The sequence below is a fragment of the Amaricoccus sp. W119 genome (assembly GCF_047275745.1).
Lineage (GTDB): Bacteria > Pseudomonadota > Alphaproteobacteria > Rhodobacterales > Rhodobacteraceae > Amaricoccus.
Window position 1 is genome coordinate 12,709 of the sequence record NZ_JBKQWU010000020.1, and the last position, 24,010, is coordinate 36,718.

Annotated in this window: 26 protein-coding genes and 1 pseudogene; 20 read left to right on the forward strand and 7 right to left on the reverse strand. The window is 68.6% G+C overall.

What is annotated here, in order from left to right:
- Positions 1 to 469: 469 nt before the first annotated feature.
- Positions 470 to 679: pseudogene (locus ACLJK8_RS12105) on the reverse strand (alpha/beta fold hydrolase); the annotation flags it as partial.
- 261 nt (positions 680 to 940) lie between these two features.
- On the opposite strand from ACLJK8_RS12105, the gene ACLJK8_RS12110 reads away from it, so the two are divergent.
- From ACLJK8_RS12110 to ACLJK8_RS12125, 4 genes are all read left to right on the forward strand, one after another.
- The gene (locus ACLJK8_RS12110) at positions 941 to 1,729 is read left to right on the forward strand and encodes a glycosyltransferase (RefSeq protein ID WP_413150528.1); all 789 of its coding nucleotides are present in this window, start codon (positions 941 to 943) and stop codon (positions 1,727 to 1,729) included.
- Positions 1,726 to 2,028, forward strand: coding sequence for a lipid-A-disaccharide synthase N-terminal domain-containing protein (locus ACLJK8_RS12115; protein WP_413150529.1), 303 nt, complete (start codon positions 1,726 to 1,728; stop codon positions 2,026 to 2,028). Before ACLJK8_RS12110 ends, ACLJK8_RS12115 begins: the two co-directional genes overlap by 4 nt.
- On the forward strand, positions 2,006 to 3,448 hold the full coding sequence (locus ACLJK8_RS12120) for an ArnT family glycosyltransferase (RefSeq protein WP_413150530.1): 1,443 nt from the start codon (positions 2,006 to 2,008) through the stop codon (positions 3,446 to 3,448). The genes ACLJK8_RS12115 and ACLJK8_RS12120 overlap by 23 nt, the downstream gene beginning before the upstream one ends.
- Before the next feature lie 191 nt (positions 3,449 to 3,639).
- Positions 3,640 to 4,686: an aspartate-semialdehyde dehydrogenase gene (locus ACLJK8_RS12125; protein WP_413150531.1), complete on the forward strand. Its 1,047-nt coding sequence runs from the start codon at positions 3,640 to 3,642 to the stop codon at positions 4,684 to 4,686.
- Between the two features lie 60 nt (positions 4,687 to 4,746).
- Here ACLJK8_RS12125 and ACLJK8_RS12130 read toward each other — a convergent pair whose 3' ends face one another.
- The 3 genes from ACLJK8_RS12130 to ACLJK8_RS12140 form a co-directional block, all read right to left on the reverse strand.
- Positions 4,747 to 5,652: a c-type cytochrome gene (locus ACLJK8_RS12130; protein ID WP_413150532.1), complete on the reverse strand. Its 906-nt coding sequence runs from the start codon at positions 5,650 to 5,652 to the stop codon at positions 4,747 to 4,749.
- Positions 5,653 to 5,665: 13 nt separating this feature from the next.
- The gene (locus tag ACLJK8_RS12135) at positions 5,666 to 6,112 is read right to left on the reverse strand and encodes a c-type cytochrome (protein ID WP_413150533.1); all 447 of its coding nucleotides are present in this window, start codon (positions 6,110 to 6,112) and stop codon (positions 5,666 to 5,668) included.
- A gap of 111 nt (positions 6,113 to 6,223) precedes the next feature.
- Positions 6,224 to 6,877 carry a carbonic anhydrase gene (locus tag ACLJK8_RS12140; RefSeq protein ID WP_413150534.1) on the reverse strand — a complete coding sequence of 218 codons (654 nt, stop codon included), beginning with the start codon at positions 6,875 to 6,877 and terminating at the stop codon, positions 6,224 to 6,226.
- Positions 6,878 to 7,014: 137 nt separating this feature from the next.
- Here ACLJK8_RS12140 and ACLJK8_RS12145 point away from each other — a divergent pair, with 137 nt between their 5' ends.
- The 3 genes from ACLJK8_RS12145 (at position 7,015) to ACLJK8_RS12155 (ending at position 9,712) form a co-directional block, all read left to right on the forward strand.
- Positions 7,015 to 7,401: an Hpt domain-containing protein gene (locus ACLJK8_RS12145; RefSeq protein ID WP_413150535.1), complete on the forward strand. Its 387-nt coding sequence runs from the start codon at positions 7,015 to 7,017 to the stop codon at positions 7,399 to 7,401.
- An 86-nt stretch (positions 7,402 to 7,487) separates the two neighbouring features.
- A complete protein-coding gene (locus ACLJK8_RS12150; protein ID WP_413150536.1) occupies positions 7,488 to 8,858 on the forward strand; it encodes a leucyl aminopeptidase family protein in 1,371 nt (456 codons plus the stop codon).
- Complete coding sequence (locus ACLJK8_RS12155) at positions 8,855 to 9,712, forward strand: C40 family peptidase (protein WP_413150537.1); 858 nt, start codon at positions 8,855 to 8,857, stop codon at positions 9,710 to 9,712. The genes ACLJK8_RS12150 and ACLJK8_RS12155 overlap by 4 nt, the downstream gene beginning before the upstream one ends.
- A 148-nt stretch (positions 9,713 to 9,860) precedes the next feature.
- Here ACLJK8_RS12155 and ACLJK8_RS12160 read toward each other — a convergent pair whose 3' ends face one another.
- On the reverse strand, positions 9,861 to 10,310 hold the full coding sequence (locus tag ACLJK8_RS12160; protein WP_413150538.1) for a hypothetical protein: 450 nt from the start codon (positions 10,308 to 10,310) through the stop codon (positions 9,861 to 9,863).
- A gap of 2 nt (positions 10,311 to 10,312) precedes the next feature.
- The gene (hemP, locus tag ACLJK8_RS12165) at positions 10,313 to 10,492 is read right to left on the reverse strand and encodes a hemin uptake protein HemP (protein WP_413150539.1); all 180 of its coding nucleotides are present in this window, start codon (positions 10,490 to 10,492) and stop codon (positions 10,313 to 10,315) included.
- 185 nt (positions 10,493 to 10,677) lie between these two features.
- Between hemP and ACLJK8_RS12170 the strand changes: the two genes are divergently transcribed.
- The 8 genes from ACLJK8_RS12170 to ACLJK8_RS12205 all read left to right on the forward strand — a co-directional run bounded on the left by ACLJK8_RS12170 (position 10,678) and on the right by ACLJK8_RS12205 (position 18,604).
- Positions 10,678 to 11,502, forward strand: coding sequence for a ChaN family lipoprotein (locus ACLJK8_RS12170; protein ID WP_413150540.1), 825 nt, complete (start codon positions 10,678 to 10,680; stop codon positions 11,500 to 11,502).
- 114 nt (positions 11,503 to 11,616) lie between these two features.
- Positions 11,617 to 12,249, forward strand: coding sequence for a bifunctional nicotinamidase/pyrazinamidase (gene pncA, locus ACLJK8_RS12175; RefSeq protein ID WP_413150541.1), 633 nt, complete (start codon positions 11,617 to 11,619; stop codon positions 12,247 to 12,249).
- 4 nt (positions 12,250 to 12,253) lie between these two features.
- On the forward strand, positions 12,254 to 13,546 hold the full coding sequence (gene pncB / locus ACLJK8_RS12180; RefSeq protein ID WP_413150542.1) for a nicotinate phosphoribosyltransferase: 1,293 nt from the start codon (positions 12,254 to 12,256) through the stop codon (positions 13,544 to 13,546).
- 164 nt (positions 13,547 to 13,710) lie between these two features.
- Positions 13,711 to 14,817 carry an ABC transporter substrate-binding protein gene (locus ACLJK8_RS12185; RefSeq protein ID WP_413150543.1) on the forward strand — a complete coding sequence of 369 codons (1,107 nt, stop codon included), beginning with the start codon at positions 13,711 to 13,713 and terminating at the stop codon, positions 14,815 to 14,817.
- 204 nt (positions 14,818 to 15,021) lie between these two features.
- Entirely contained in the window at positions 15,022 to 15,861 is an 840-nt protein-coding gene (locus ACLJK8_RS12190) for an ABC transporter permease (protein WP_413150544.1), read from the forward strand.
- Complete coding sequence (locus ACLJK8_RS12195; RefSeq protein ID WP_413150545.1) at positions 15,858 to 16,646, forward strand: ABC transporter permease; 789 nt, start codon at positions 15,858 to 15,860, stop codon at positions 16,644 to 16,646. The genes ACLJK8_RS12190 and ACLJK8_RS12195 overlap by 4 nt, the downstream gene beginning before the upstream one ends.
- Before the next feature lie 3 nt (positions 16,647 to 16,649).
- Positions 16,650 to 17,708 (forward strand): ABC transporter ATP-binding protein, encoded by a 1,059-nt coding sequence (locus tag ACLJK8_RS12200; RefSeq protein WP_413150546.1) that lies wholly within the window; start codon positions 16,650 to 16,652, stop codon positions 17,706 to 17,708.
- Between the two features lie 23 nt (positions 17,709 to 17,731).
- A complete protein-coding gene (locus ACLJK8_RS12205) occupies positions 17,732 to 18,604 on the forward strand; it encodes a DMT family transporter (protein WP_413150547.1) in 873 nt (290 codons plus the stop codon).
- Here the strand turns inward: ACLJK8_RS12205 and ACLJK8_RS12210 are convergent.
- A complete protein-coding gene (locus ACLJK8_RS12210; RefSeq protein WP_413150548.1) occupies positions 18,601 to 19,503 on the reverse strand; it encodes an ROK family protein in 903 nt (300 codons plus the stop codon). The genes ACLJK8_RS12205 and ACLJK8_RS12210 overlap by 4 nt on opposite strands.
- Before the next feature lie 192 nt (positions 19,504 to 19,695).
- Between ACLJK8_RS12210 and ACLJK8_RS12215 the strand changes: the two genes are divergently transcribed.
- From ACLJK8_RS12215 to ACLJK8_RS12235, 5 genes are all read left to right on the forward strand, one after another.
- A complete protein-coding gene (locus ACLJK8_RS12215) occupies positions 19,696 to 20,607 on the forward strand; it encodes a glycosyltransferase family 92 protein (RefSeq protein ID WP_413150549.1) in 912 nt (303 codons plus the stop codon).
- 2 nt (positions 20,608 to 20,609) lie between these two features.
- Positions 20,610 to 21,440, forward strand: a complete 831-nt coding sequence (locus ACLJK8_RS12220) for a glycosyltransferase (RefSeq protein ID WP_413150550.1) — start codon at positions 20,610 to 20,612, stop codon at positions 21,438 to 21,440.
- Complete coding sequence (locus tag ACLJK8_RS12225; protein ID WP_413150551.1) at positions 21,437 to 22,183, forward strand: putative nucleotide-diphospho-sugar transferase; 747 nt, start codon at positions 21,437 to 21,439, stop codon at positions 22,181 to 22,183. Before ACLJK8_RS12220 ends, ACLJK8_RS12225 begins: the two co-directional genes overlap by 4 nt.
- A 127-nt stretch (positions 22,184 to 22,310) precedes the next feature.
- Positions 22,311 to 22,964, forward strand: a complete 654-nt coding sequence (locus tag ACLJK8_RS12230) for a hypothetical protein (RefSeq protein WP_413150552.1) — start codon at positions 22,311 to 22,313, stop codon at positions 22,962 to 22,964.
- 3 nt (positions 22,965 to 22,967) lie between these two features.
- Entirely contained in the window at positions 22,968 to 23,951 is a 984-nt protein-coding gene (locus tag ACLJK8_RS12235) for a glycosyltransferase family 2 protein (RefSeq protein ID WP_413150553.1), read from the forward strand.
- Positions 23,952 to 24,010: the final 59 nt, after the last annotated feature.

Consider the following 24,010-nt stretch of genomic DNA (forward strand, 5'->3'; position numbering starts at 1 on the left):
GCGGCCGGGCCGTGCCGTGCCGTGCTATGACCCCGATACGTCCTCCGTGGGATACTACGTGTTTAGTCCGAGTCTTGGCTTGGCGGACGAACGAACCGCTACGGCCTCTCCGGGCGATCCGTCTTTGAGCCGGAGGATTTCCTTGCTTTCAGGTAGATCCTGGCGCCGGCGAGCTTGGAGGTTCGGTCGACGGCCACGAACGGTTAGATAGAGGTGGTCCCCACTTCCCGGACAGGTTCGCGACGTTGCCAAGCTTGCCCGTTGATCATGCCGCCGCTTTGAAGTCCGGGCCCTCGTGGGCCTCGGCCGGTGTGTCGAGCGCCGGGCGCGGGCGCTCGGTGTGGCAGAAGGTGATCCACCTTGGGGTCGCGTCCGGGCGTCCGATCCGGTCTCGAAGGTGTTCACGTAGACGCACTCGTATTCAGCGAGCGCCACTCTGATGAATGCGGTATGACATGACCGTGATCGGTCAGCTCCGGATGAATTCCAGCAGGTCCCGGTTGATCGTCTCGGCCTCGGTTGTCGGCATGCCGTGCGGGAAGCCGGGATAAGTTCTCAGCACGCAGTTCCGAAGCAGTTCGGCCGATTTCCTGCCCGAGATCTCGAAGGGCACGACCTGATCGTCCTCGCCGTGCATGACCATCATCGGGATGGTGATGGCCTTCATGTCGTCGGTCGCAACGGTGGTCGCATCCGGGACCGGGCCCGTAGTGGTCCCTCGCGACGGAAAGTCTCGCATTCCGGAGATCCCTCTCCCATCGCCGCGGGGCCGGTAGCAGACGACATTCAAGTTTGCTAGAAGCCGATCGCGTCGCAATATCGCGGCTGCGTCCGGGCTCTTCGTCCGGGAACTTTGTTGGGGCGGGGCATCGGTGCTGGCAGGGGACATGACGACCGGTCTTCGTGGCGCCCTCGTCCGCGGCCGGGGGGGCCGAGGGTGATGCCGGAGGCGGGAGGCGCCAGCGGGGATGCGATCGGCGATCCCTGGCTCTCGATCGTCGTCCCGATGAAGAACGAAGCCGGAAATGTCGGCTTCCTGACCCGGGCGATCGCGTCCGCCTGCGCGGAGATCGGCCCCTTCGAGGCGATCTATGTGGACGACGGCTCGACCGATGGCACCGCGGACACGATCCGGGCCCTGCGCGGAGACTTTCCCTTTCTCCGCCTGATCCGGCACGACCGGAGCGGGGGCCAGTCGGCGGCGATCCATACCGGCGTGCTCGCCGCGCGCGGTCGCGTGATCTGCACCCTCGACGGCGATGGCCAGAACCCGCCCGCCGAGATCCCGAAGCTGCTCGCGAGGCTGAGGGGGCGCGACTTTCCCGACGGCGTGGCGCTTGTCGCGGGCCAGCGGGTCGGGCGGCGGGACACGCTCTCGAAGCGCTGGGCCTCGACGGCCGCGAATGCGATCCGCTCCGCGCTGCTCCAGGACGGCACGCGCGACACCGGCTGCGGGTTGAAGACCTTCGACCGCGCGGCCTTCCTGGACCTGCCCTATTTCGATCACATGCACCGCTACCTGCCGGCGCTTTTCGCCCGCGATGGCTGGAGGATCGAGCATGTCGATGTCGCGCATGCCGCCCGGCACGCCGGGCAATCGAACTATGCCAATCTCGGCCGCGCCCTCGTCGGTATCCATGATCTTGTCGGGGTGATGTGGCTGATCCGCCGCCGCAAGAAGGCCCGGCCGGTCCCGGAAAGCCCGCGCCCCGAAGGAGTTGCCCAGTGAACCCGCTTCTCGAGTTCTTTCGCGTCACCCATTGGGGTGAGTTCTGGTGGGTCATCGTCGGCCTGCTCGGGCAGCTCAGCTTCTCGATGCGCTTCATCGTCCAGTGGATCAGGTCGGAGCGGGAGCGGAAATCGGTGATCCCGCTCGCCTTCTGGTACTTCTCGATCGGCGGTGGCGTGATCCTGCTCGCCTACGCGATCCACCGGCGCGACCCGGTCTTCATCCTCGGGCAGTCGGCGGGCCTCTTCATCTACGCGCGCAACCTCTGGCTCATTCATGTCGCCAGCCGCGCAACCTGACCGGACGCTCGCCTGGGCGCTCGCCGGCATCGCGCTCGTCACGCTCTATCGTCTGGCCCTGCTGCCGTTCAACGCGGCGGATCTCTTCACGGATGACGCGCAGTACTGGCTCTGGGGGCAGGAACTGGCCTGGGGCTATTATTCCAAGCCGCCGCTGATCGGCTGGATACTCCGGCTTTCGACCGCGATCGGCGGTGACGGGATGACCGCGATCCGCGCGCCGCTGCCGCTCATCCACGCGGCGACCGCGCTGGTCGTTCTGGCTGCCGGGCGGGCGATCTTCGGGCCGCGCGCCGGTGCCATCGCGGGGCTCGCCTATGTGACCGCGCCCGCCGTGGCGGTGGCGAGCCTGCTGGTCTCGACCGATACCCCGATGCTCTTCTGCTTCGCCCTGGCGCTTCTTTCGCACTGGAAGCTGACGCGCGCGCCTTCCGTCGGCTGGGCGGCGATGATGGGGTTCGCCATCGGACTCGGCACGCTCGCGAAATACGCGATGCTCTATTTCGTCCTCTCGGCGCTGCTCGCGGCGCTCCTGAGCCGGCGGGCGCGGATCTCGGCGCGCGACGTGGGCGTGGCGCTCGCGGTCGGCTTCGCGCTCGTCGCGCCGAATCTCTGGTGGAATTACAGCAATTCCTTCTCCGCCGTCACGCATGTGGTCGAGCACAACGCCGGGCTCGAAAACGCCGCCCGTTACGACTTCGGGCGGGTGCTGGAGATGCTGGCGGCGCAGTTCGCCGTGTCCGGGCCGGTGATCTTCGGCGCGTATCTCGCCGGGCTCGCGCTGATCCGCCGCGACTTCCGCGTGGGCTATCTGGCGATCTTCTCGCTGCCGGTGCTGGCCGTGGTGCTGGTGGTGGCGCTGCGGAGCGAGGCGAATGCGAACTGGGCGGCGGCGGCGCATGTCGCGGCCTTCCTCGTCGCGGGCTTCGTGCTCCGGGCGCGGCCGCGCTGGACGGCGGCGGGGCTCGGGATCAACCTCGCGCTCACGCTGGCGCTGCCGGTCGCGACGGTCTTCGCGACGAGCTTGCGGATCGGGGATGACCTGCTGCTCAAGCGCTATGTCGGGCGGGCGGAGGTCAGCCGGCATATCGCCGAGGTCGCGCGGACGGAGGGGCTCGACACCATCGTCTCGGGCGACCGCTCGACGCTCGCCGATGCGTTCTACACGCTGCGGGACTCGGGGCTCGCGATCTATGCCGAACCGGTCGAGGGCTTTCCGCCGCATCACTACGCGCAGAGGCACCCGCTGCCGCCGGGACCGGGCGAGGTGCTTTTCGTCACCACCTCCGCCACCGGACCCGACTGTCGCGAAGAAGGCGCGCGCGCCGTCGAGGCCGCGCGGTGGCGCGCGCGCGGCTATTCCACGCGCGAGCTATTCGCCTGGCGGGTTCCGCGCAGCTGTTTCTTCCCAGCCGAGTGAACGCGCGAGCTGAGCCCCGCGCAATATTTACATTCCGCGCGGAACGGTTCAGAAGATCCGGGCTTTCAGAAGGATTCACCGGAAATGGGATATCGAGTCGCCGTCGTCGGTGCCACGGGCNCCCCGCGCAATATTTACATTCCGCGCGGAACGGTTCAGAAGATCCGGGCTTTCAGAAGGATTCACCGGAAATGGGATATCGAGTCGCCGTCGTCGGTGCCACGGGCAACGTGGGCCGTGAAATGCTGAACATCCTCGCCGAGCGGGAGTTTCCCGTCGATGACATCGTGGCGCTCGCCTCGCGCAAGAGCCTCGGCACGGAATGCTCCTTCGGCGACCGAACTCTCCGGACCGAGGATCTCGACACCTTCGACTTCACCGGCTGGGACATCGCGCTCTTCGCGATCGGCTCCGACGCGACGAAGAAATACGCGCCGATCGCCGCGAAGGCGGGCTGCGTCGTGATCGACAATTCCTCGCTCTACCGCTACGATCCCGACGTGCCGCTGATCGTGCCGGAAGTGAACCCGGACGCGGTCGAGGGCTATTCCAAGAAGAACATCATCGCCAATCCGAACTGCTCGACCGCGCAGATGGTCGTGGCGCTGAAGCCGCTGCACGACCGTGCGACGATCAAGCGCGTGGTCGTCTCGACCTATCAGTCGGTCTCGGGCTCCGGCAAGGAGGCGATGGACGAGCTCTGGAACCAGACCAAGGGCATCTATGTCCCCGGTCAGGAGGTCGAACCGACGGTCTATCCGAAGCAGATCGCCTTCAACGTGATCCCGCATATCGATGTCTTCCTCGACGACGGCCAGACCAAGGAAGAATGGAAGATGGTCGCCGAGACGAAGAAGATCGTCGATCCGAGCATCAAGGTCACCGCGACCTGCGTGCGCGTGCCGGTCTTCGTCGGCCATTCGGAAGCGGTGAACATCGAGTTCGAGCAGGATCTCGACGAGGCGGAGGCGCGCGACATCCTGCGCGAATCGCCGGGGATTCTCGTCGTCGACAAGCGCGAGGCGGGCGGATACATCACCCCGGTCGAATGCGTCGGCGAATATGCGACCTATGTCAGCCGCATCCGTCAGGACCCGACGATCGACAACGGGCTCAACCTCTGGATCGTCTCCGACAACCTCCGCAAGGGCGCGGCGCTGAACGCGGTCCAGATCGCCGAACTGCTCGGCCGGCGGGTGCTCAAGAAGGGCGACGTTCCCGCCGAGGTCGCGGGCTGAACCCTCCACCGCCTCTCCAGGCCCCGGCGCCAAGCGTCCGGGGCCTTTCAGTCGCGGGCCTCAGTTGCCGACCGCCGGCACCACGCCAAGATAGGCGGCGATCGCCTCGCGATCCTCGGCGGGCAGCATCGCCATGTTCTCCTGCACCTCCACCATCGCGCCGCCGACCGAGTCGTAGTCGGGCGTGAAGCCGGATTCGAGGTAGTAGGCGATATCTCCCGCCGACCAGTCGCCGAGATCGTCGCCCGGCGTGATGTTCGGGACGTTCCCGTCCCCCTCCGCCGCGGGTGCGCCGCCGAGCCAGCGGGCATAGTCGGTATCGCCCGCGAAGCCGCGCGGCGTATGGCACTCGCCGCAATGGCCCGGCCCTTCGACCAGATACTGGCCGCGCGCGACCGCGGGCTCCGCGTCCGGCAGATCGAGGACGGGATCGGGCGACAGGAACGCCCACTGCCAGAGCCCGAGCCCGCGGCGGATATTGAACGGAAAGCCGAGGGCGTGGCCTGCCTGTCGCCCCGCGACGGCGGGCAGCGTGGCGAGATAGGCGCGCAGATCGGCGATATCGCCCGGCTTCATCCGCGCATAGGAGGTGTAGGGAAACGACGGGTAGTAGTGTCGCCCGTCGGGCGAGACCCCGCGCATCATCGCATTCGCGAGATCCCCGGTGCTCCAGGCACCGATCCCGTCCTCGGCGTCGTTCGAGATGTTCGGCACGGTGAAATCACCGAAATCGGTCTTCAGCACCCGCCCGCCGCCGAGCAGCAGGCGATCCTCCCCCTCGGCATCGGCCGCCGCGTGGCAGGACGAACAGCCGCCCGCCCAGAAGACCGCCTCCCCGCGGGTGGCGTCGCCCTCGGGCAGCCCCGCGATCTCGTCGTCGGACAGGCCGCGCGGCATGGTCAGCACGTAGAAGACCGCGAGCCCGACCAGGGCCAGGACCGCGAGCTTGACGATCTCCCGGCGCATCGCTCCGGCCCCCCTAATCGTCCAGGCGATACTTCTCGTGGCAGCTCTTGCATGTGCCGAGAACTGGCTGCGCCGCCGCCTTGAACGCGTCGAGATCCGCCGGGCCGTCCTTGCCCGAGGCTTCCACGGCCGCGGCCGAGGCTTCCTGGAACTTCACGATCTCCGCGTCGAATCCGGCGCGATCCGACCAGATGTCGGGCGCGGCCTCGTCGCTGGTCGCACCCTCCGGGAACATCAGGCCGAAGGTGCGGGCCGTGGCATCGAGCGTGGCGAGGGCGGCTTTCGCGACGGCGGCGTTGTAGGGGATCTCGCCCTTGAGCATCCCGCCGGCGGCGCCGGCCGCGGCGCCGTTGGCGCTCATCTGCGCCCCGCGCGCTTCGACGAAGGCTTCATTATCCTGGGCGAGAGCCGGAACTCCGAGAGCGAGGGTGAGCCCGGCGGCGAGGATCGCTTTTCTCATCAACTTCCTCCTATCGCCCGCCGGTTCCCCTGGCGGGCCTGGGATCAGTCCGGCATGCGCGCCGGTGCGCCGATCCTCTTACAGAAGGCGGGCTCTGCCAAGGCCCGGATTTCAGAGGCGATAGAAGGCGTTGGTTTCCGCGTCATAGACCTCGAGGTCGCCGTCGCCGATATCCTTCCAGGTCCCGTGCAGCTGCAGCCGGCCGACATAGACCTCCTCGGCGACGAAGGGGAAGGTCATGAGATTGGCGAGGCTGCGTAGAACCGCCTCCTGTTCCAGCCGGCGCAAAGCGGCCTCGCGCGACAGCCCCTCGGCGATCAGGGGTTTCACGCTCGGCTCCAGGATCTCGAGCCAGTGGCCGACGAAACTGTCCGGGTCCGGCGCCTGGTCCGTATTGCCCGCGTGCAGGTCGTAGCATCCCGCGACACCGCCGCAGCGGGAATGGCCCATGACGATCAGGTGCCGGACCTTCAGCACCTTCACCGCGTATTCGATCGTCGCCGAGGTACCGTGCTGCTGCCCGTCGGTGGTGCAGGGCGGGACGAGATTGGCGATGTTGCGGTGCACGAAGAACTCGCCCGCCTCCGAGCCGAAGACCTCGCTCTCCATCACGCGGCTGTCGCAGCAGGCGATCACCATGGCCCGGGGGTTCTGTCCGTGTTCCGACAGTTCCCGCAGGCGCCGGAGTTCCTCCGCCGTGCGCGCGGCGCGCCGGTCGCGGTGACGGGCGATGAGAAAAGGCGGCAGGGGTTTGGCGAATTCCATGGGGCGGTGCCTCGAAACCTTGAGCTAAACCGGTGCTATTTCGCGGGAGACGCGCCGCGCAGGCCTGCCTTACCGATAAGCTTCCCTTCACGCAACCGACCGATCTTGTCCGCCGGGCGATGCCGGTGGGGGAAATCATGGGCGCGGTACTGTTCATTCTCGACGCGCCGGAGAAGGTGGCGCTGGACGACGGACGCATCCAGGTGCTGCGCCAGTCGCTCGGCGATCAGCGTTGTCGCGAGATCATCGCGGAGGTCGTGTTTCATCTCACGGACCGGTTGACGCTCCTGAACGCCGCGCTCAGCGCGGGCGAGCGGGCTGAGGCGCGGGCGCTCGCCTCGCGCCTTGCCGGGCTCGCCGAGCAGGTTGGGCTCGTCCGCTTCGCCCAGGTGGCGCGGGATCTGCGGGATTGTCTGCGCGCCGGCGACCCGATCGCGGAGGCGGCGATCTCGGCCCGGCTCGGGCGGCTGGCCGAGTCCTCGCTCTGCGGGGTGATGCGCCACGCCGATCCCGCGGCGATCTGACCGCGGGCCCTCGCGCCGGCGGGGTTTTCACTGCGATGGAAACGGCTTAGTGTCGGCGCCGCGGCAGTACCGAGGTCACGATTCCGATGCCCATTGTCCCGACGAGCGACACGGCGGCGATCCCGCTGCTGATACTCGATCCCGGCGAACTCTCCGACTGGCTCACGACTGAGGACGCGGCGACGCGGGCCTGGGTGGGCGCCAACGGGTTCGAGGCCGGGCTCGGCGAGACGCTCGCATTGCCGGGGCCCGGGGGGGAGATCACCCGGGTACTGGTCGGCTGGGGCACGGAAAATGCGCGGTCGCGGGATCGGTTCCACCTGGCCGCGGCGCGAGGCCGCCTGCCAGCGGCGCGCTACGGCGTCGCGGACCCGCGCGTGACCGAGGTCGAGGCGCTCGGCTGGCTGCTCGGCGAGTATCATTTCGACCGCTACAAGCCCTCCAAGGCGAAGCCGCGCGACCTCGTCTGCCCGCAGGGCTGCGACCCGCGGCGGCTCGCGGTCATGTCCCGGGCAGCGACGCGCGCGCGCGATCTCATCAACACGCCTGCGCGCGACATGGGGCCCGGCGCGCTGGAGCGGGCCTTCCTCGCGCTCGCCGACAGCCACGGCGCGGAGACGCATGCGATCCGCGGCGAGGATCTCGACACCCGCGGCTTCCCGATGATCCGCGCCGTCGGTCTCGCCGCCGCCGAGGAGCCGAGACTGCTCGACTTGCGGTGGGGCAGGGAGGACGCGCCGAAGGTGACGCTGGTCGGCAAGGGCGTCTGCTTCGACACCGGCGGGCTCAACATCAAGCCCGGCGCCTCGATGGGGCTCATGAAGAAGGACATGGGCGGGGCCGCGACCGCGATGGGGCTCGCGGAGATGGTCATGGGCCTCGGCCTCGACATCCGGCTGCGCCTCCTCGTTCCCGCCGTCGAGAATTCGATCGCAGGCCCGGCGATGCGACCGGGCGACATCCTGACGAGCCGCAAGGGGCTGACGGTCGAAGTGAACAACACCGACGCGGAGGGCCGGCTGGTGCTGGCCGACGCGCTGGCACTCGCCGACGAGGAGGAGCCGGATCTGGTCCTGAGCCTCGCCACGCTGACTGGCGCCGCGCGAGTCGCGCTGGGCCCGGACGTGCCGCCGTTCTTCACCGACGACGACGCGCTCGCGGCGGATCTTTGCGCCGCCTCCGGCGCGGTGGCCGATCCGCTCTGGCGTCTGCCGTTCTGGGCGCCCTACGAGAGCCAGATCGAGCCCGGCATCGCCGATCTCGACAACGCGCCGACCGGCGGCATGGCGGGTGCGATCACCGCGGCGCTGTTCCTGCGCCGCTTCGTCGAGCGGGCGGGCGCCTACGCGCATTTCGACATCTACGGCTGGACGCCGGGGGCGAAACCCGGACGGCCGAAGGGCGCGGCCTTCCAGGCGGCGCGCGCGATCCTGAAGGTTCTGGAGGACAGATATTGATCGATGCCCGTTTCGCGTCGCGCCTCCTTCCCGCGCGGCCCGACCTCGCAGCCGAGAAGCTGCGCGGCTCGGTCGTGGCGGAGCAGTTCGCGCCCGGCGTCCGCTATTCGGTTGGCGCGCCGCTCCTCGATCTCACCCTGACACCGGACCCGGAGGCATGCCGCGACACGCAGCTGCTCCATGGCGAGAGCTTCGTCGTCTACGAGATCCGCGAGGACGGGCTCGCCTGGGGGCAGGCGGAACTCGACGGCTATGTCGGCTATGTCGCCGAGGAGGGGCTGGTCCCGCCCCGGTCGCGCGGCCAGCGGATCACCGCGCTCTGGAGCCATTCCTATCCGACGGCGAACGTGCGCGCGAAACCGGTGCTGGAACTGCCGTTCCTCGCCGAGGTTCCGGTCTCCGGCACGACGGCGGAATTCGCCCGTCTGCGGGACGGCGGACATGTGCCGCGCGCGCATCTCGCGCCGCTCGAAGGGGATAGCGTCGATCTGGCGCGGCGATTCCTCGGCGTGCCCTATCTCTGGGGCGGGCGGAGCGCGCGGGGCATCGATTGCTCGGCGCTCGTTCAACTCGTGGTGCTCGCGCTCGGGGGGGAGGCGCCGCGCGATTCGGACATGCAGGCCGCCATGCTCGGCGCGCCGCTCAGGACCGGCGATCCGGGACGGCGCGGCGATCTGATCTTCTGGCGCGGGCATGTGGGAATTCTGGAAGATCCCGAGACGCTGATCCACGCCAACGCGCATCACATGGCCGTGGCGCGGGAACCCCTCGCCGAAGCCATCGCCCGGATCGCGGCGGCGGGTGGCGGGCCGGTCACCCTCCGGCGACGGCCGAAGCTCCCGTCCGCGGTTTGACGATTGGTGCGCCGAGCGACCTGGCAGGCGATATCACGGGTGGTCTGACGAGCCGGCCGGCGATGAGGAAGGCTGGCAGAACCGCGGGCGCGTCCTCATCCTGTCCCGGCGCGGCGCCCGGGGATGATGCCTGTGCCATCCGGGAGGCTCAGTGCCGCGTCGGGGAGATGGCCGTACTCCCGGCCAGTTCGCGCATGAGCGACAGGCCGAGTTCCTCGGCGACCGTCGCGAGCATCAGCGAGACATCGGCGCGGACCATGAGCGTTGCCATCAGGATGGCATCCTCGCGCGCGCCCTCCGCCGCGAGGGCGACGAAACGGGCCAGAACGCATTCGTCCCCGCCGGCGCAGGGGCAGGACGGGGCGTGCCGTTGCAGCGGCCGCCGTCCGAAGGCGACCGTCTCGCGCAGGAGCGTGTCGAGATGCCGCGCGACGCAGCTCGCGCCGGTCGGCCCATGGCGGTCGATCAGATCCCGCCAGACCTCGGCCTGACCGAGCCGCCCCTCGCCCCACAGCCGCGCGTAAATGACGACGCGCCGTTCGAGCGGAGGCAGGTCGGCGAGCCGGGCGACGGGCGCCGCTCCGGGAACATGCCGCACGGTCATTTCGTGAGAATCAGCTTTCCCTGACGGGTAATGTGCAGGACATAGACCGTCCCGTCGAGCACGATGGTCGCCTCGGTGCCGCCGCCGGTCAGCAGCCGCGCGTCATGCGTGGGACGGGGTTTGATTTCCACCACGCGATGGGCGGTCTCACGGCGTTGTTGGAACGGCGCATTCATGCGATGTCTCCCAGGCGTTTGGCGGGCCGCCGGTTCGGGTCCCGGGCCGACGGCCACGTTGAGGATGGGTCGATCTCGCTCGTCCGTGGGACTGGCTACGAGGGCGAAGATGACAAAATCTCTCGGGTACGTCAATCCTGATAGATTAAGTCATCTACTCCTTGTGGCATTGGGGGATGAGGGGGATGAGCACGGGATTCTGGCGCGACTCGGCCGGTATCCGCTTGTCGGATCGAGAGGCGCTCGACCGATTCGCGGCCGCCAAGGTCGTCCTGCTCGGCGAGAGCCACGACCGCGCGGCGGATCATCTCTGGCAGGCCGATGTCATTCGGGCGGTCAATCGGGCGGTCAGCCGAGCCGCCATCCGGGTGCCAGGCGCGCGCGGCGGCGTCGCCGTCGGGCTCGAGATGCTGCCCTGGACGGCGCAGCCGGCGCTCGACGCTTTCGTGGCCGGCGATCTCGCCTTCGCGGGGCTGCTCGCCGAAGTTCGGTGGGCCGAGGTCTGGGGATTCGATCCGGCGCTTTATCAGCCGATCTTCAACGCCTGCCGGACCGAGCGGCTGCCGATATTCGGCCTCAACGTCGCGCGGCCACTCGTGAAGCTGGTCCGCCACGAAGGTTGGGGGGCGCTGCCCGCCGCCGAGCGGGCCTGGCTTTCGCCCGCCGCGCCGGCCTCGTCCGCCTACCGGGCCTATCTCTTCGCGATGACCGGCGGCGCGCGCCCGGATCGCGCGGCGAAATCGCCGGGTGATCCGGCGTTCGATTCCTTCGTCCGCGCGCAGCAGGTCTGGGACCGCGCCTTCGCCTGTCGTCTCAAGACGGCGCGGAACCGCGATCCGGCGCGACTGGCGATCGGGATCGTCGGCCGCGGTCATCTCGAATACGGCCACGGCGTCCCGGCGCAGCTTCGCGACCTCGGGATCGGTGGTGTCGTCGTGGCCCTGCCGGGCGCGCGGGACGTGGTGCCGGGCGAGGGTCCGATCGCGGATCTCGTCTGGGAAATCGGGTAGCGGGTCCGTCAGACCCACCACAGGAAACCGAGGATGGTTGAACTGCGGCGTTGGAGCGTGGCAGTCTCAGCCTCCGCGCGGGTCGTCACCGCGGACTAGAAGGAACCCTGGCCGATGGCTCAGCCCTCTGCGCGATCCGCGCTGATCGCGGTCGATGTCCAACTGGACTTCTGCCCTGGCGGCGCGCTCGCAGTCTCCGGCGGCGACGCGGTGGTCGCACCGATCAACCGCCTCGCGCCAGGCTTCGGCACGGTCGTCCTGACGCAGGACTGGCATCCGGCCGGCCACCTGTCCTTCGCCGCGAACCATCCGGGCGCCGAGCCCTTCTCCACGACCGAGATGCCCTATGGCACCCAGGTGCTCTGGCCGACGCATTGCGTCCAGGGCTCCCCCGGCGCGGGCTTTCACCCCGACCTCGCGCTCGACGCGGCCGATGTGGTGATCCGCAAGGGCGCCAATCCGGAGATCGACAGCTATTCGGCCTTTTTCGAGAACGACCGGAAGACGGCGACCGGGCTCAGCGGCTATCTCGCCGACCGGGGCGTCGAGGAGGTCTGGCTCGCCGGTCTCGCGACGGATTTCTGCGTCGGCTTCTCCGCGCTCGACGCGGCGAGGCTCGGCTTCCGGGTGGTGCTGGTCGAGGATGCCTGCCGGGCGATCGACCTCGACGGATCGCTCGCGCGGATGATGGGCGAGATGCGCGCCGCGGGGGTCGAGATCCGCGCCGCGGCGGAAATGGCGGAGTAGGCGCATGGTCGATATCGCAACCCGCGTCTACGATCACGCCTGGCGGATCGATCCGGTCGTGCGCTCGATGCTCGACACCGATTTCTACAAGCTCCTGATGCTGCAGACGGTGTTCCGGCGCCACGCGGATGTGCGGGTCAAGTTCAGCCTCATCAACCGCTCCGCCTCGGTCCCGCTCGCGAAGCTGATCGACGAGGGCGAATTGCGCTCGCAACTCGATCATATCCGCGGCCTGCGGCTCTCCCGCGGCGAGTCGACCTGGCTGCGCGGCAACACCTTCTACGGCAAGCGCTGGATGTTCGGCCCCGACTTCATGGCCTGGCTCGAAGAATTCCAGATGCCGGAATATCGCCTGGAGCGCCGGGGCGACCAGTACGAACTGACCTTCGAAGGCTCCTGGCCCGAGGTGATGATGTGGGAGATCCCCGCGCTCGCCATCCTGATGGAACTGCGCTCGCGCGCCGTCCTGAAGGAGATGGGACGGTTCGAGCTTCAGGTGCTCTATGCGAGGGCGATGACCCGCGTCTGGGAGAAGATCGAGCGGCTCCGCAAGCTGCCAGATCTCAGGATCTCCGACTTCGGCACCCGGCGGCGGCATTCCTTCCTCTGGCAGGACTGGTGCGTGGCGGCGATGATCGAGGGGCTGGGCGAGAATTTCCAGGGCTCTTCGAACTGCCTCATCGCCATGCGCCGCGACATCGAGGCGATCGGCACCAACGCCCATGAACTGCCGATGGTCTTCGCCGCGCTCGCGGAGAATGACGCGGAACTGGCGGAGGCGCCCTACAACGTGCTGGAGCAATGGCACGAGGATTATGACGGCAATCTGCGGGTGATCCTGCCCGACACCTACGGCACGGCGGGTTTCCTGAAGCGCGCCCCGGACTGGCTCTCGTCCTGGACCGGCATCCGGATCGACTCCGGCGATCCCGAGACGGGCGCCGAGACCGCGATCGACTGGTGGGAATCGCGCGGTCAGGACCCGCGACAGAAGCTCGTCATCTTCTCCGACGGCCTCGACGTGGACCGGATCGAGCAGCTCTACGCGCGCTTCCATGGCCGGGTGAAGATCGGTTTCGGCTGGGGAACCCTGCTCACCAACGACTTCCGCGGTCTCGCGCCGAATGATTCCCTCGCGCCGTTCAGCCTGGTCTGCAAGGCGGTGAGCGCGAACGGCAAGCCGACGGTCAAGCTTTCCGACAATCCGGCGAAGGCGATGGGGCCGGCGGATCAGGTCGAGCGGTACAAGCGGGTTTTCGGCGTCGGGGCGCAGACCGCGCAGCCGGTGCTCGTCTGACAATTCCGCGCGCGTCCATTGGTAGCGGCCGGATTCTTGATCGGCAGGTCAATTTCTGTTGTCAGAACGTCGAAATTCCCCGTTAACTTCCCGGGTCGTGGCGCGGGCGCCGCGGTGTTCCGGCCCGGCGGCCATGCCGTCTCAGGCTCAAGGAGAGGTTTTCGATGCGACATTGCAAGTCCACCACGGCTCTGGCCGGTCTGGCCTTCGCCGGGCTCGCGGCGGTTCAGCCGGCGATCGCGGAGCCGAGCGAGGAGCTGATCGCCGCCGCCAAGGCCGAGGGACAGCTCACGACCATCGCCCTGCCGCGCGACTGGTGCAATTACGGCGCCGCGCTCGACGGCTTCAAGGCGAAGTACGGCATCTCGATCAACGAGCTGAACCCGGACGCGGGCTCCGCCGACGAGCTCGAGGCGATCCGGGCAAACAAGGACAACAAGGGTCCGCAGGCGCCCGACGTGATCGATGTCGGTTTCTCCTTCGGCCCGGCGGCGAAGGCCGAGGGGCTGCTCATGCCCTACAAGGTCTCGACCTGGGACACGATCCCGGAGAACGTGAAGGACCCCGAGGGCTACTGGTACGGCGACTATTACGGTGTGCTGAGCTTCGCGGTGAACGCGGATCTCGTCACCGAGATGCCGACGGACTGGTCCGACCTCCTGAAGCCCGAATTCGCCAACGCGGTGGCGCTCTCGGGTGATCCGCGGGCCTCGAACCAGGCCATCCTCGGTGTCTACGCCGCCGGCCTCGCCCAGGGCGGCGCGGCGGGTGAGGAGGCGGGTCAGAAGGGCCTCGACTATTTCGCGGAGATGAACAAGGCGGGCAATTTCGTCCCCGTGATCGGCAAGGCCGGCACGATCGCCCAGGGCGCGACCCCGGTCGTGATCTGGTGGGACTACAACGCGCTCTCCGGCCGCGACACGCTGGCGGGCAACCCGCCGGTCGAGGTGGTGATCCCGAAATCCGGCGTCGTCGCCGGCGTCTACGTGCAGGGGATCTCGGCCTATGCGCCGCATCCGAACGCGGCGAAGCTCTGGATGGAGTATCTCTACAGCGACGAGGGCCAGCTTGCCTGGCTCGGCGGCTACTGCCATCCGATCCGGTTCAACGACATGGTCGAACGCGAGGTGATCCCCCAGGAGCTGCTCGACAAGCTGCCGGCGGCGGAAGCCTACGAGGCCGCGGTCTTCCCGACCATCGAGGAGCAGGAAGCGATGAAGGGCACCGTCACGGGCGGCTGGGATCAGGTCGTCGGCGCGAACGTGCAGTGACCGGGCCGGCCCGGCTTCGCCGCCGGGCCGTGAACCGGCGGCCGTGAACCGGACCGCGACAGGCGACCGAAACGAAGGACAGCGATGAGCGAGAGCCAGGCGGCCTCACCCGGATCTTCCAGCGGATCTCCCGCCGGATCTCCCGTCGGCCCGCCGGTGGGGTCCGGCGAGAGTTCCGGCGGAGGCCCTCCCGTCAGGCGTTCGATGTCCTGGGCCTGGATCGGCCTCGTGCCCTTCGCGCTCTTCGCCTTCCTGTTCCTGATCCTGCCGACGATGTTCATCGTCGTCGGCGCCTTCCGCGCGCCGGATGGCTCCTTCACGCTCGCGAATATCCGGGGGCTCTTCACGCCTTCGATCCTCGCCGCCTTCTGGATCTCGATCCGCGTCAGCTTCTGGTCGGCGCTGCTCGGCTGTCTGATCGGCTTCGCGATGGCGGCGGCGATCACGGTCGGGAAGCTGCCGAACGGCGCGCGCTCGCCGCTCCTGACCTTCGCGGGCGTCGCCTCCAACTTCGCGGGTGTGCCCCTCGCCTTCGCCTTTCTCGCGACGCTCGGCCGGGTCGGGCTCGTCACGGTGCTGCTCCGCGAGTGGTTCGGCTTCAACCTCTATGCGACCGGGTTCAACCTCCTGAGCTTCATGGGGCTGACGCTCACCTATCTCTTCTTCCAGATCCCGCTCATGATCCTGATCGTCACCCCGGCGCTCGACGGGCTGAAGCGCGAATGGTCCGAGGCGGCGCAGATCCTCGGCGCGACACGGCTCCAGTACTGGCGCATGGTGGCGCTGCCGATCCTCTGGCCGACGTTGCTCGGCACGCTGGCACTGCTCTTCGCCAATGCGTTCGGCGCGGTGGCCACGGCATACGCGCTGACCGGTTCCTCGCTCTCGATCGTGCCGATCCTGCTCTTCGCGCAGATCCGGGGCGACGTGCTCGGCGATCCGCATCTCGGCTACGCCCTGGCCTTCGGGATGATCTTCGTCACCGGGGTCGCGAACGCGATCTACATGTGGATGCGCGTCCGCTCGGAGAAATGGGTCCGATGAAGAGCAACCGTTTCTGGGCCTGGGCCGCGCTGATCTTCGGGCTGGTCTATTTCGCGCTGCCGCTGATCGGCATGGCGGAGTTCTCGCTCCGGATGCGGCGGGGCGAATATTCGCTCGACGCCTATCATGTCGTTCTCGGCGATCCGCAGTTTCGCCGGACCTTCTCCTATTCGGTGACGCTCGCGGTCATCACGATCATCGTCTCGACCTGCCTCACGGTGCCCACCGCCTATTGGGTGCGGCTCAGGATGCCGCGCTGGCGGCCGGTCATCGAATTCGTGACGTTGCTGCCGCTCGTCGTGCCGCCGATCGTCATCGTCTTCGGCTATATCCGGCTCTACAACACCTCGTCCTTCCTGCCCCTGACCGGATCGACGCTCGGCACCGACGCGCTGATGGTCGCGGGCTATACCGTGTTGTCGCTGCCCTACATGTATCGCGCGGTCGATACCGGGCTCCGGGCGATCGACGTGCAGACCTTGACCGAGGCGGCGCAGAGCCTCGGCGCGGGCTGGGTCACGATCCTGACCAGGATCATCCTGCCGAACGTGCTGGTCGCCGTGCTGTCGGGCGCCTTTCTCACCTTCGCGATCGTGATCGGCGAATTCGTCCTCGCGTCGCTCCTGAACCGGCCGGCCTTCGGCCCCTACATGCAGCTCATCGGTGCGAACCGTGCCTATGAGCCGGCGGCGCTCGCCGTGATCTCCTTCGCCGTCACCTGGGCCTGCATGGGGCTCATCCAGCTGGTGACCCGTTTCTCCAACGCCACGAGGGAGATGCGATAGGCCATGGCATTCCTGGATCTGGAAAACCTCCGCAAGTTCTACGGCGCGAACGAGGTGGTGAAGGATTTCACCCTCCACGTCGAGCAGGGCGAATTCATCTCCTTCCTCGGCCCGTCGGGCTGCGGCAAGACCACGACGCTCCGGATGGTCGCGGGGTTCGAGGAACCGAGCGCCGGGACCATCCGCATCGATGGCAGGGACGTTTCGCGCCTGAAGCCCAATGCCCGCGATATAGGCATGGTCTTCCAGTCCTACGCGCTGTTCCCGAACATGACCGTGGCGCAGAACGTGGGCTTCGGGATGAAGGTCGCGGGCCGGCCGAAGGCCGAGATCGGCGACCGGGTGACGGAGATGCTGCGGCTGATCGGCTTGCCCGATCTCGGCCAGCGCTATCCGTTCCAGCTCTCCGGCGGCCAGCAGCAGCGCGTGGCGCTCGCCCGCGCGCTCGCGGCGCGGCCGAAGGTGCTCCTGCTCGACGAGCCGCTCTCCGCGCTCGACGCCAAGATCCGCGTGTCGCTCCGCGAGGAGATCCGGGCGATCCAGCGGGCGCTCGGCATCACCACCATCTATGTGACGCACGATCAGGAGGAGGCGCTCTCGATGTCGGACCGGATCGCGGTCATGAACGCCGGCGTGGCCGAGCAGGTCGGGCCGCCCTTCGAGATCTACGGCAAGCCCGCGACCCGTTTCGTGGCGACCTTCGTCGGCAACCTCAACACGCTCGCCGGGCAGCTGATCGACCCGGCGAGCGGCACGGTCGCGATCGGGGAGGAGCGGATGGTGCTCGGCCGTCCGATCGCGGGACCGGAGGGGCGCGACATCGCGCTCGCGATCCGGCCCGAGGCGGTGGCGCTCGGCCCGCGCGAGGGCAACGACGTCACCCTCGATGTTCCGGTCCGCGAGGTGAGCTTTCTCGGCTCGGTCATCCGGATCAAGGGTGCGCTGGGGCAGGATCTCGTGTCGCTCGATGTCTTCAACAACGCCGCGGCGCAGCCGCCCGCGGTGGGCGCCCTCGTGCCGGTCAGCTTCGCGAGCGCTGATCTGCTGGTGATGGACGACTGACTGCGCGCGGGTGGAGGAGACCGGTGAACGAGACCCATCATCATCGCGCGGGCGCGGGCATCGTGATGATGTGCGTGGGCGTGGCCTGCCTCAGCGTGAACGACGCCATCGCCAAGGTGCTGACGGCGGGCTATTCGCCGCTGCAGATCCTGTTCCTGCGCAACATGATCACCCTGCCTTTCGCGGTCCTGATGGCCTGGCGGATGGGCGGGGCGGCGGCGCTCGGCTCCCGCCGGCCGATGGCGCATCTGCTGCGCGGCGCCCTCTGGATCGGTGCGACGGTCCTGTTCTTCACCAGCATCCGGCATCTCGGCCTCGCCGAGGCGACCGCGCTCGTCTTCGTGGCGCCGCTCATCATCACGGCGATCTCGGCGCTCTTTCTGGGCGAGCATGTCGGCCGCTGGCGCTGGCTGGCGGTCCTCGGCGGGTTCATCGGCACGCTGATCATCGTGCGCCCGGGCACCGCCACTTTCGACCCCGCTTCGCTGCTCCCCATCGCGACCGCCTTCGTCTATGCGTTGCTCATGCTGAGCGCCCGGCTGGTCGATCCCCGTGAGAGCGTCTGGACCCTGCTCCTCTACCTGACCGGTGCCAGCGGGCTCCTGAGCGCCTTGATCGTGCCGTTCGTCTGGGTCCCCGTGCGGGGCGAGGATCTCTGGCTCTTCGCCGCGATCGCCTGCTTCGGCTCCGCCGGCATGACGATGATGACGCAGGCCTTCCGACTCGCCCCGGCGGTCGTGGTCGCGCCGCTCGACTACACCGCGCTCCTCTGGGCGACGGGGTTCGGATGGCTGATCTGGAACGAGATCCCCGACGCGCCGACCTGGCTGGGCGCGATCGTGATCATTGCGAGCGGGGCGGTCGTCCTGGTCCGGCAGGCGCGGGCGAAGCGTTAGAGCCAGGCCGCGCCGCGCACGCCCGAACTGTCGCCATGGACGTTGCGCGTGAGCCTGGTGAAGAACTTGTCGCCGAAGACATGCGCCTCGATCCGGGGCGGGACGGTGCGGTAGAAGCGTTCCACGTTCGAGAGCCCGCCGCCGAGCACGATCACGTCCGGATCGATCACGTTGATGATGCAGGCGAGCGCCCGGCCGAGCCGGTCCTCGAAGCGCAGCAGCGTCTCCTCGGCGACCGAGTCGCCCTCCTCGGCCAGCGCCAGGATCTCGGCGGGTTTCGGCCCCGACTCGACGGGCAGGCCGGCCCGGCGGGCGAAATCCGCCGCGAAGCTCGGACCCGACAGCCAGGATTCGATATGCCCCGGCACGCCGCAGGAGCAGACCGGCCCCGGCCGCTCGTCGTCGAGCGGCGCGGGGAGCGGGATATGGCCGCATTCGCCCGCGATCGCGTTCACGCCCTCGACCAGTGCCCCGTTCACCACGAGGCCGCCGCCGACACCCGTGCCGAGGATGACGCCGAAGACCACCTGCGCCCCGGCGCCGCCGCCATCGACGGCTTCGGAAAGCGCGAAGCAGTTCGCATCGTTCGCGATCTTGACCGGCCGCTCCAGTGCCTGGGCGAGATCGCCCCTGAGGTCGCGCCCGTGAAGCCAGACCGAATTGCCCATGCTGACATAGCCCGTCGCGCGATCGACCGAGCCGGGAACGCCGATCCCGACGCTTCCGACCCGCGCGCCGGTCTCCGATTCGAGCTTCTCCATCAGGGATTTGATCGCCGCGACGCCGCCGTCGTAATCGAAGCGGGGTGTGGGAACCCGGGCACGGGCGCGTTCGGAACCATCCGCGTCGAGCAGGATGCCCTCGATCTTCGTCCCGCCGTAGTCGACACCCATGCGCATGCGTGGCCCTCCCGATTTTCACCAAGTATTAGGCGGGCCCGCGGAGGCGCGCAACGCCGGGTTGGCCGACCAGGGGGCCGTGCTCGTGGCGCGGCCCCGCGGGGGCCGGACCCGGGGGGCTCCGCCGTTGACTTCCCGCGGCCGGTCGGATGGGCTAGGACCGCCGGAAGGGGTCAGCGCGGGGCGCGAGGGATGTTCTGGAAGCTGCCGATGTTCGGCAAGATCAGCAAGATCGGCATCCGGCCACCGAAACCGGAGCCGGACCGGAGCGGCCTCGCGATCACCCTGATCGTCCGGAACGAGGCTCGCCACATCGGCGAATGGGCCCGGTTCCACCACAGGGCCGGGGTCCGGCGCTTTCTCGTCTATGACAACGGCTGTACCGATGCGACGCTGCCGATCCTGCGCGAGACGCTGCCGCCCGAGGCGCTCACGATCGTGCCGTGGAACCAGGTCTTCTCGGATGCGCGGATGGGTCGGGAGATCCATAATCAGGTGCTGGCCTACGCCCATGCCGCGAGCAATTTCGGCGGCGCCTTCCGCTGGATGGCCTTCATCGACGTGGACGAGTTCCTGATTCCGAAACGCGCGGCGACCCTGCCCGAGGCGCTCGCCCATCTCGGGGAGGCGCGCAACGTGTCGCTGCCCTGGCACATGTTCGGTCACAACGACCACGATGCGCCACCCGAGGGTGGGGTGATCGCGAACTACCTGCGCCGCGCGGCCGACCCGATGAGCGACCGCCGCGGCATCCGGCAGTTCAAATGCATCGTCGATCCCTGCCATCTGACCGCGCTTCGCGTGCATTCGATGGAGACCGACGGGTCGGAGGCGACCTGCAACGATCGCGGCGATGTGGCGCGCGGGGCCGAGCGGGAGAAGCCGGGTTTCTATTCGGCCGATCACCTCCAGCTCAACCACTATTACGCCCGGTCCCGGCGGGAGCTGGACGAGAAGATCGGCCGGGGGCCGAACCTGATCGCGAAATCGCCCGAATACGAACGCAAGGTGCGCCGGACCGTCGAGGCGATCGAGGCCGAGGAGGTCGAGGACCGCGCGGCGGTCGATTATCTCGCCCGGCTCGACGCGGCGGCGGAGGCGTGACGGTGCGAACGGAACTGATCCTCTCCACCTACAACAGCGTCGGCCCGCTGATGCTCTGCCTCGCCTCGGTCGCGCGGCAGGATGCGCGGCCCTGGTCGATCTGCGTGGCCGATGACGGCTCGGGGCCGGAGACGGCGGCGGCGGTGGCGGACTATGCGGCCCGCCATCCGGAGGTCCCGGTGCGCCATGTCTGGCACGAGGACCGGGGGTTCGAGAAGAACGCCATTCTCAACAAGGCGATCGAGAGTTCGGAGGCGGAGTTTCTCGTCTTCATAGACGGGGACGTGCTGATCCATCCCTGTTTCATCGCCCGGCACCTGGAACTGGCCCGGCCGCGGCGCTTCTCGACCGGCAGCCTGATCCGGCTAGACGCCGAGGCGACGGCCTCGGTCACCGAGGAGATGGTCACCTCGGGCCGCGTCTTCGACCGCGGCTGGCTGCGCGAGAACCGGGCCATCGACCGGGTGGGGACCTGGCTCAAGACCGCGCCGCTGCCGAAACCGGTCATGAACCTCTTCGAGATCACGTCGCCGGTCCAGAAGGCGCTCTGCGGCGCCAACGCCTCCGCCTTCCGGGAGGATATTCTCCGCGTGAACGGCTATGACGAGGGCATCAAATATGGCGGCGGGGACAAGGAGTTCGGCGTGCGGCTGATCAATTCCGGCACCGAGGGACGGCATCTGCGCTTTACCGCGCCGCTGGTGCATCTCGACCATCCGCGCGGCTACGCCGACCCCGAGAGGATTCGCCGGCACAAGGCGATGATCGCCGAGATCCGGAAATCCGGCCGCTTCTGGACGCCGAACGGCATCGTGAAACGGGACGCGCCGTGAGCGGGGTGGAGGCCGGTGATCCGGGGAGTGATGCGCGGGGGGGCGATGCGCCGCGCGTCCATGGTCCCGGTGTCGTCTATGTCGCGACCGGCGCGGCGCATATCGAGGCGGCGCGCGCCTCCGCCGCCTCCGTCCGGCGGACCAATCCGAAGCTCGGCCTCGCGATCTTCGCCGATTCCGCCGATGTCGGGCCGGAGTTCGACATCGTGGAGCCGGTCGCGGGGGCGCACGTCCGATCGAAGATCGACTATCTGCCGCGCACGCCCTTCGCCGAGACGCTCTATCTCGACACCGACACGCGGGTGCTGGGCGATCTCGGCGAGCTCTTCCGTCTGCTCGACCGTTTTCCCGTCGCCGCGGCGCATCGCGTGCGCGATACCGAGCGCGTGCTGAACCCGCGGGAGTACGATCCGGTGCCGTCGTCCTTCCCGGAGCACAACGGCGGCGTCCTGCTCTACCGCTCGTCGCCGGAAGTGCTCGCCTTCTTCACCGCCTGGCGCGACGAATATCACCGGGCGGGCTTCGTCGCCGACCAGATCTCGTTCCGCCGGGTGCTCTGGGCCACGGATCTCAGGGTCGCGGTGCTGCCGCCGCGGTTCAACACCCGCCGCTATACCTGGGTCGATCGCTTCCTGTCGCGCCAGCCCCCGCCGGTGATCCTGCATGCGAACCGCTTTCATCCCTCCAAGCGCGGCGGACCGATCCGCCGCCGGCTTCAGGCCCTGCTGGGCCCGGCGATCTGAGCGGGAAGATGGCGGGAGGCGACGGACAGCGCGAACCGGCCGGGCGCGAACCCGTGGCTGGTGGCCGGGCGCGAGCCGCGGTAATCACCGCGCGTGGATTCGGCGAGCGGATGAAAAGGCGCGAGAGATGACGGAAAGCACAGGCGGCCCTGTCCTGACCTTGCCCGAGGCCGAGGCGGCCCTGCTGCGGGAGCAATACGCGAAGGCGGATGTGATCCTCGAATACGGCAGCGGCGGCTCGACGGTGCTGGCGGCGGGCATGCCCGGCAAGACGGTGACCTCGGTCGAGAGCGACGCCGCCTGGGCCGCGATGATCGCGACGCATGTGGCGGGGATGAAGCGGGCCGAGAGCGTGGTGGTCCGGCACGTGGACATCGGGCCGACGCATAAATGGGGCGCGCCGACCTCGCGGAGCGCGGCGCCGAAGTTTCCCGACTATCCGCTCGCGGTCTGGAGCGATCCGGGTTTCCGCCATCCCGATGTCGTGCTGATCGACGGCCGGTTCCGGCCCGCCTGTTTCGCCGCGGTGGCGATGAAGATCGAAAAGCCGGTGACGGTGCTCTTCGACGATTACGACACGCGCGACCGCTACAAGACGGTGGAGCGTCTCAGCCCGCCGGTCGAGCTGACTGGCCGCATGGCGCGGTTCGAGCTCACGCCCGGTCCGGTGCCGAAGGAGCATCTCGACTGGATCATCTCGACCTTCGTGGAACCCGATTATGCGAACCGCCACGGGCTCTCGCGTGTGGTCGAGCAACTGAAGCTGCGACTGCTCGGCTGAGCGATGCACCTGTCGATCCGGAGCACCGGGCGCGAGGATGACGGGCTGTCGCTCTGCGCGATCGTCCACAACGAGATGTACTTTCTCCCCGCCTTTCTCGCGCATTACCGGCGGATCGGGGTCAGGCGTTTCGTGATCCTCGACGACGCCTCGACCGATGGCACGGCGGATTTCCTCGCCCTCCAGCCCGACTGCCTCGTGCTGGAGGCGCCGGTCCGGTTCTTCGAGACGGTGGACGGGCGCAGGGCGGTCTATGCCTGGCGGCAGGAGATGATGGACCGGTTCTGCCGCGACCGATGGGCGATCTTCGCCGACGCGGACGAGTTCCTGGTCCCGCCGCCCGGCGAGACCGTCGCCTCGGTCATCGCGCGGCTGGAGGCGGAGGGGGGCGACTCGATCGGGGGCGTGATGGTCGAGCCGTATCCGGCCAGCGTGGCGGAACTGACCTCGGAGGCGCCGTTCGATCCCGAGGGCCCGTGGTATTTCGACGCCGTGCCGCATGCGCTGCGCCTGCCTGGCGTGACGAAACCTCTCTGGATCTATCGCGGGGCGCGCGCGCGGCTCTTCGCGGAGAATGGTATCCGGCCGGGAGCGACGAAGCGCCGGCGGCTGGCCGGGCGGCTCGGGATCGAGCGGTTCCTCAAGGCCAACAACATCGGCAAGATCCCCCTGATGCGCTGGCGCGCCGGGACGCGCTGGGAGGGCGCGCACCGGATCGTGCCCGGACCGAGCAGCCCGGACATGCTCGCCATCCTGCATTTCAAGTTCACCTCCGACCTCGGCCGGAAGATCGCCTACGCGCTCGCGACCGGCGGCTATTCGGACGGATCGCGGCAGTACCGCCAGCTCGGCGAGCTGATCGGCGCGATGCGGGCACGGGACCGGAGCCTGCTCGGCCGGAGCAGCGAACCGGTCTCCGCCGCGGGACTCTACCGGGCCGGGCTCGGTCGCTGGCGGCGCCTCGGCGCGGCCGGGGGGGCGAGATGAAAAGACCCCGCCGCGTCGCGCGCGGCGGGGTCTCGACAGCGGTATGCTCCCGGGTGTTC

What these genes read in the sequence shown, in the direction of transcription:
- ACLJK8_RS12120 (WP_413150530.1), top strand. Translation starts at nt 2,006, where the DNA reads ATGTCGCCAGCCGCGCAACCTGACCGGACGCTCGCCTGGGCGCTCGCC.
- ACLJK8_RS12125 (WP_413150531.1), top strand. Translation starts at nt 3,640, where the DNA reads ATGGGATATCGAGTCGCCGTCGTCGGTGCCACGGGCAACGTGGGCCGT.
- ACLJK8_RS12190 (WP_413150544.1), top strand. Translation starts at nt 15,022, where the DNA reads ATGTCCTGGGCCTGGATCGGCCTCGTGCCCTTCGCGCTCTTCGCCTTC.
- ACLJK8_RS12150 (WP_413150536.1), top strand. Translation starts at nt 7,488, where the DNA reads ATGCCCATTGTCCCGACGAGCGACACGGCGGCGATCCCGCTGCTGATA.
- ACLJK8_RS12170 (WP_413150540.1), top strand. Translation starts at nt 10,678, where the DNA reads ATGAGCACGGGATTCTGGCGCGACTCGGCCGGTATCCGCTTGTCGGAT.
- ACLJK8_RS12230 (WP_413150552.1), top strand. Translation starts at nt 22,311, where the DNA reads ATGACGGAAAGCACAGGCGGCCCTGTCCTGACCTTGCCCGAGGCCGAG.
- ACLJK8_RS12200 (WP_413150546.1), top strand. Translation starts at nt 16,650, where the DNA reads ATGGCATTCCTGGATCTGGAAAACCTCCGCAAGTTCTACGGCGCGAAC.
- ACLJK8_RS12185 (WP_413150543.1), top strand. Translation starts at nt 13,711, where the DNA reads ATGCGACATTGCAAGTCCACCACGGCTCTGGCCGGTCTGGCCTTCGCC.
- ACLJK8_RS12140 (WP_413150534.1), bottom strand. Translation starts at nt 6,877, where the DNA reads ATGGAATTCGCCAAACCCCTGCCGCCTTTTCTCATCGCCCGTCACCGC.
- ACLJK8_RS12135 (WP_413150533.1), bottom strand. Translation starts at nt 6,112, where the DNA reads ATGAGAAAAGCGATCCTCGCCGCCGGGCTCACCCTCGCTCTCGGAGTT.
- ACLJK8_RS12235 (WP_413150553.1), top strand. Translation starts at nt 22,968, where the DNA reads ATGCACCTGTCGATCCGGAGCACCGGGCGCGAGGATGACGGGCTGTCG.
- pncB (WP_413150542.1), top strand. Translation starts at nt 12,254, where the DNA reads ATGGTCGATATCGCAACCCGCGTCTACGATCACGCCTGGCGGATCGAT.
- ACLJK8_RS12210 (WP_413150548.1), bottom strand. Translation starts at nt 19,503, where the DNA reads ATGCGCATGGGTGTCGACTACGGCGGGACGAAGATCGAGGGCATCCTG.
- ACLJK8_RS12130 (WP_413150532.1), bottom strand. Translation starts at nt 5,652, where the DNA reads ATGCGCCGGGAGATCGTCAAGCTCGCGGTCCTGGCCCTGGTCGGGCTC.
- ACLJK8_RS12195 (WP_413150545.1), top strand. Translation starts at nt 15,858, where the DNA reads ATGAAGAGCAACCGTTTCTGGGCCTGGGCCGCGCTGATCTTCGGGCTG.
- ACLJK8_RS12215 (WP_413150549.1), top strand. Translation starts at nt 19,696, where the DNA reads ATGTTCTGGAAGCTGCCGATGTTCGGCAAGATCAGCAAGATCGGCATC.
- pncA (WP_413150541.1), top strand. Translation starts at nt 11,617, where the DNA reads ATGGCTCAGCCCTCTGCGCGATCCGCGCTGATCGCGGTCGATGTCCAA.
- ACLJK8_RS12110 (WP_413150528.1), top strand. Translation starts at nt 941, where the DNA reads ATGCCGGAGGCGGGAGGCGCCAGCGGGGATGCGATCGGCGATCCCTGG.
- ACLJK8_RS12145 (WP_413150535.1), top strand. Translation starts at nt 7,015, where the DNA reads ATGGGCGCGGTACTGTTCATTCTCGACGCGCCGGAGAAGGTGGCGCTG.
- hemP (WP_413150539.1), bottom strand. Translation starts at nt 10,492, where the DNA reads ATGAATGCGCCGTTCCAACAACGCCGTGAGACCGCCCATCGCGTGGTG.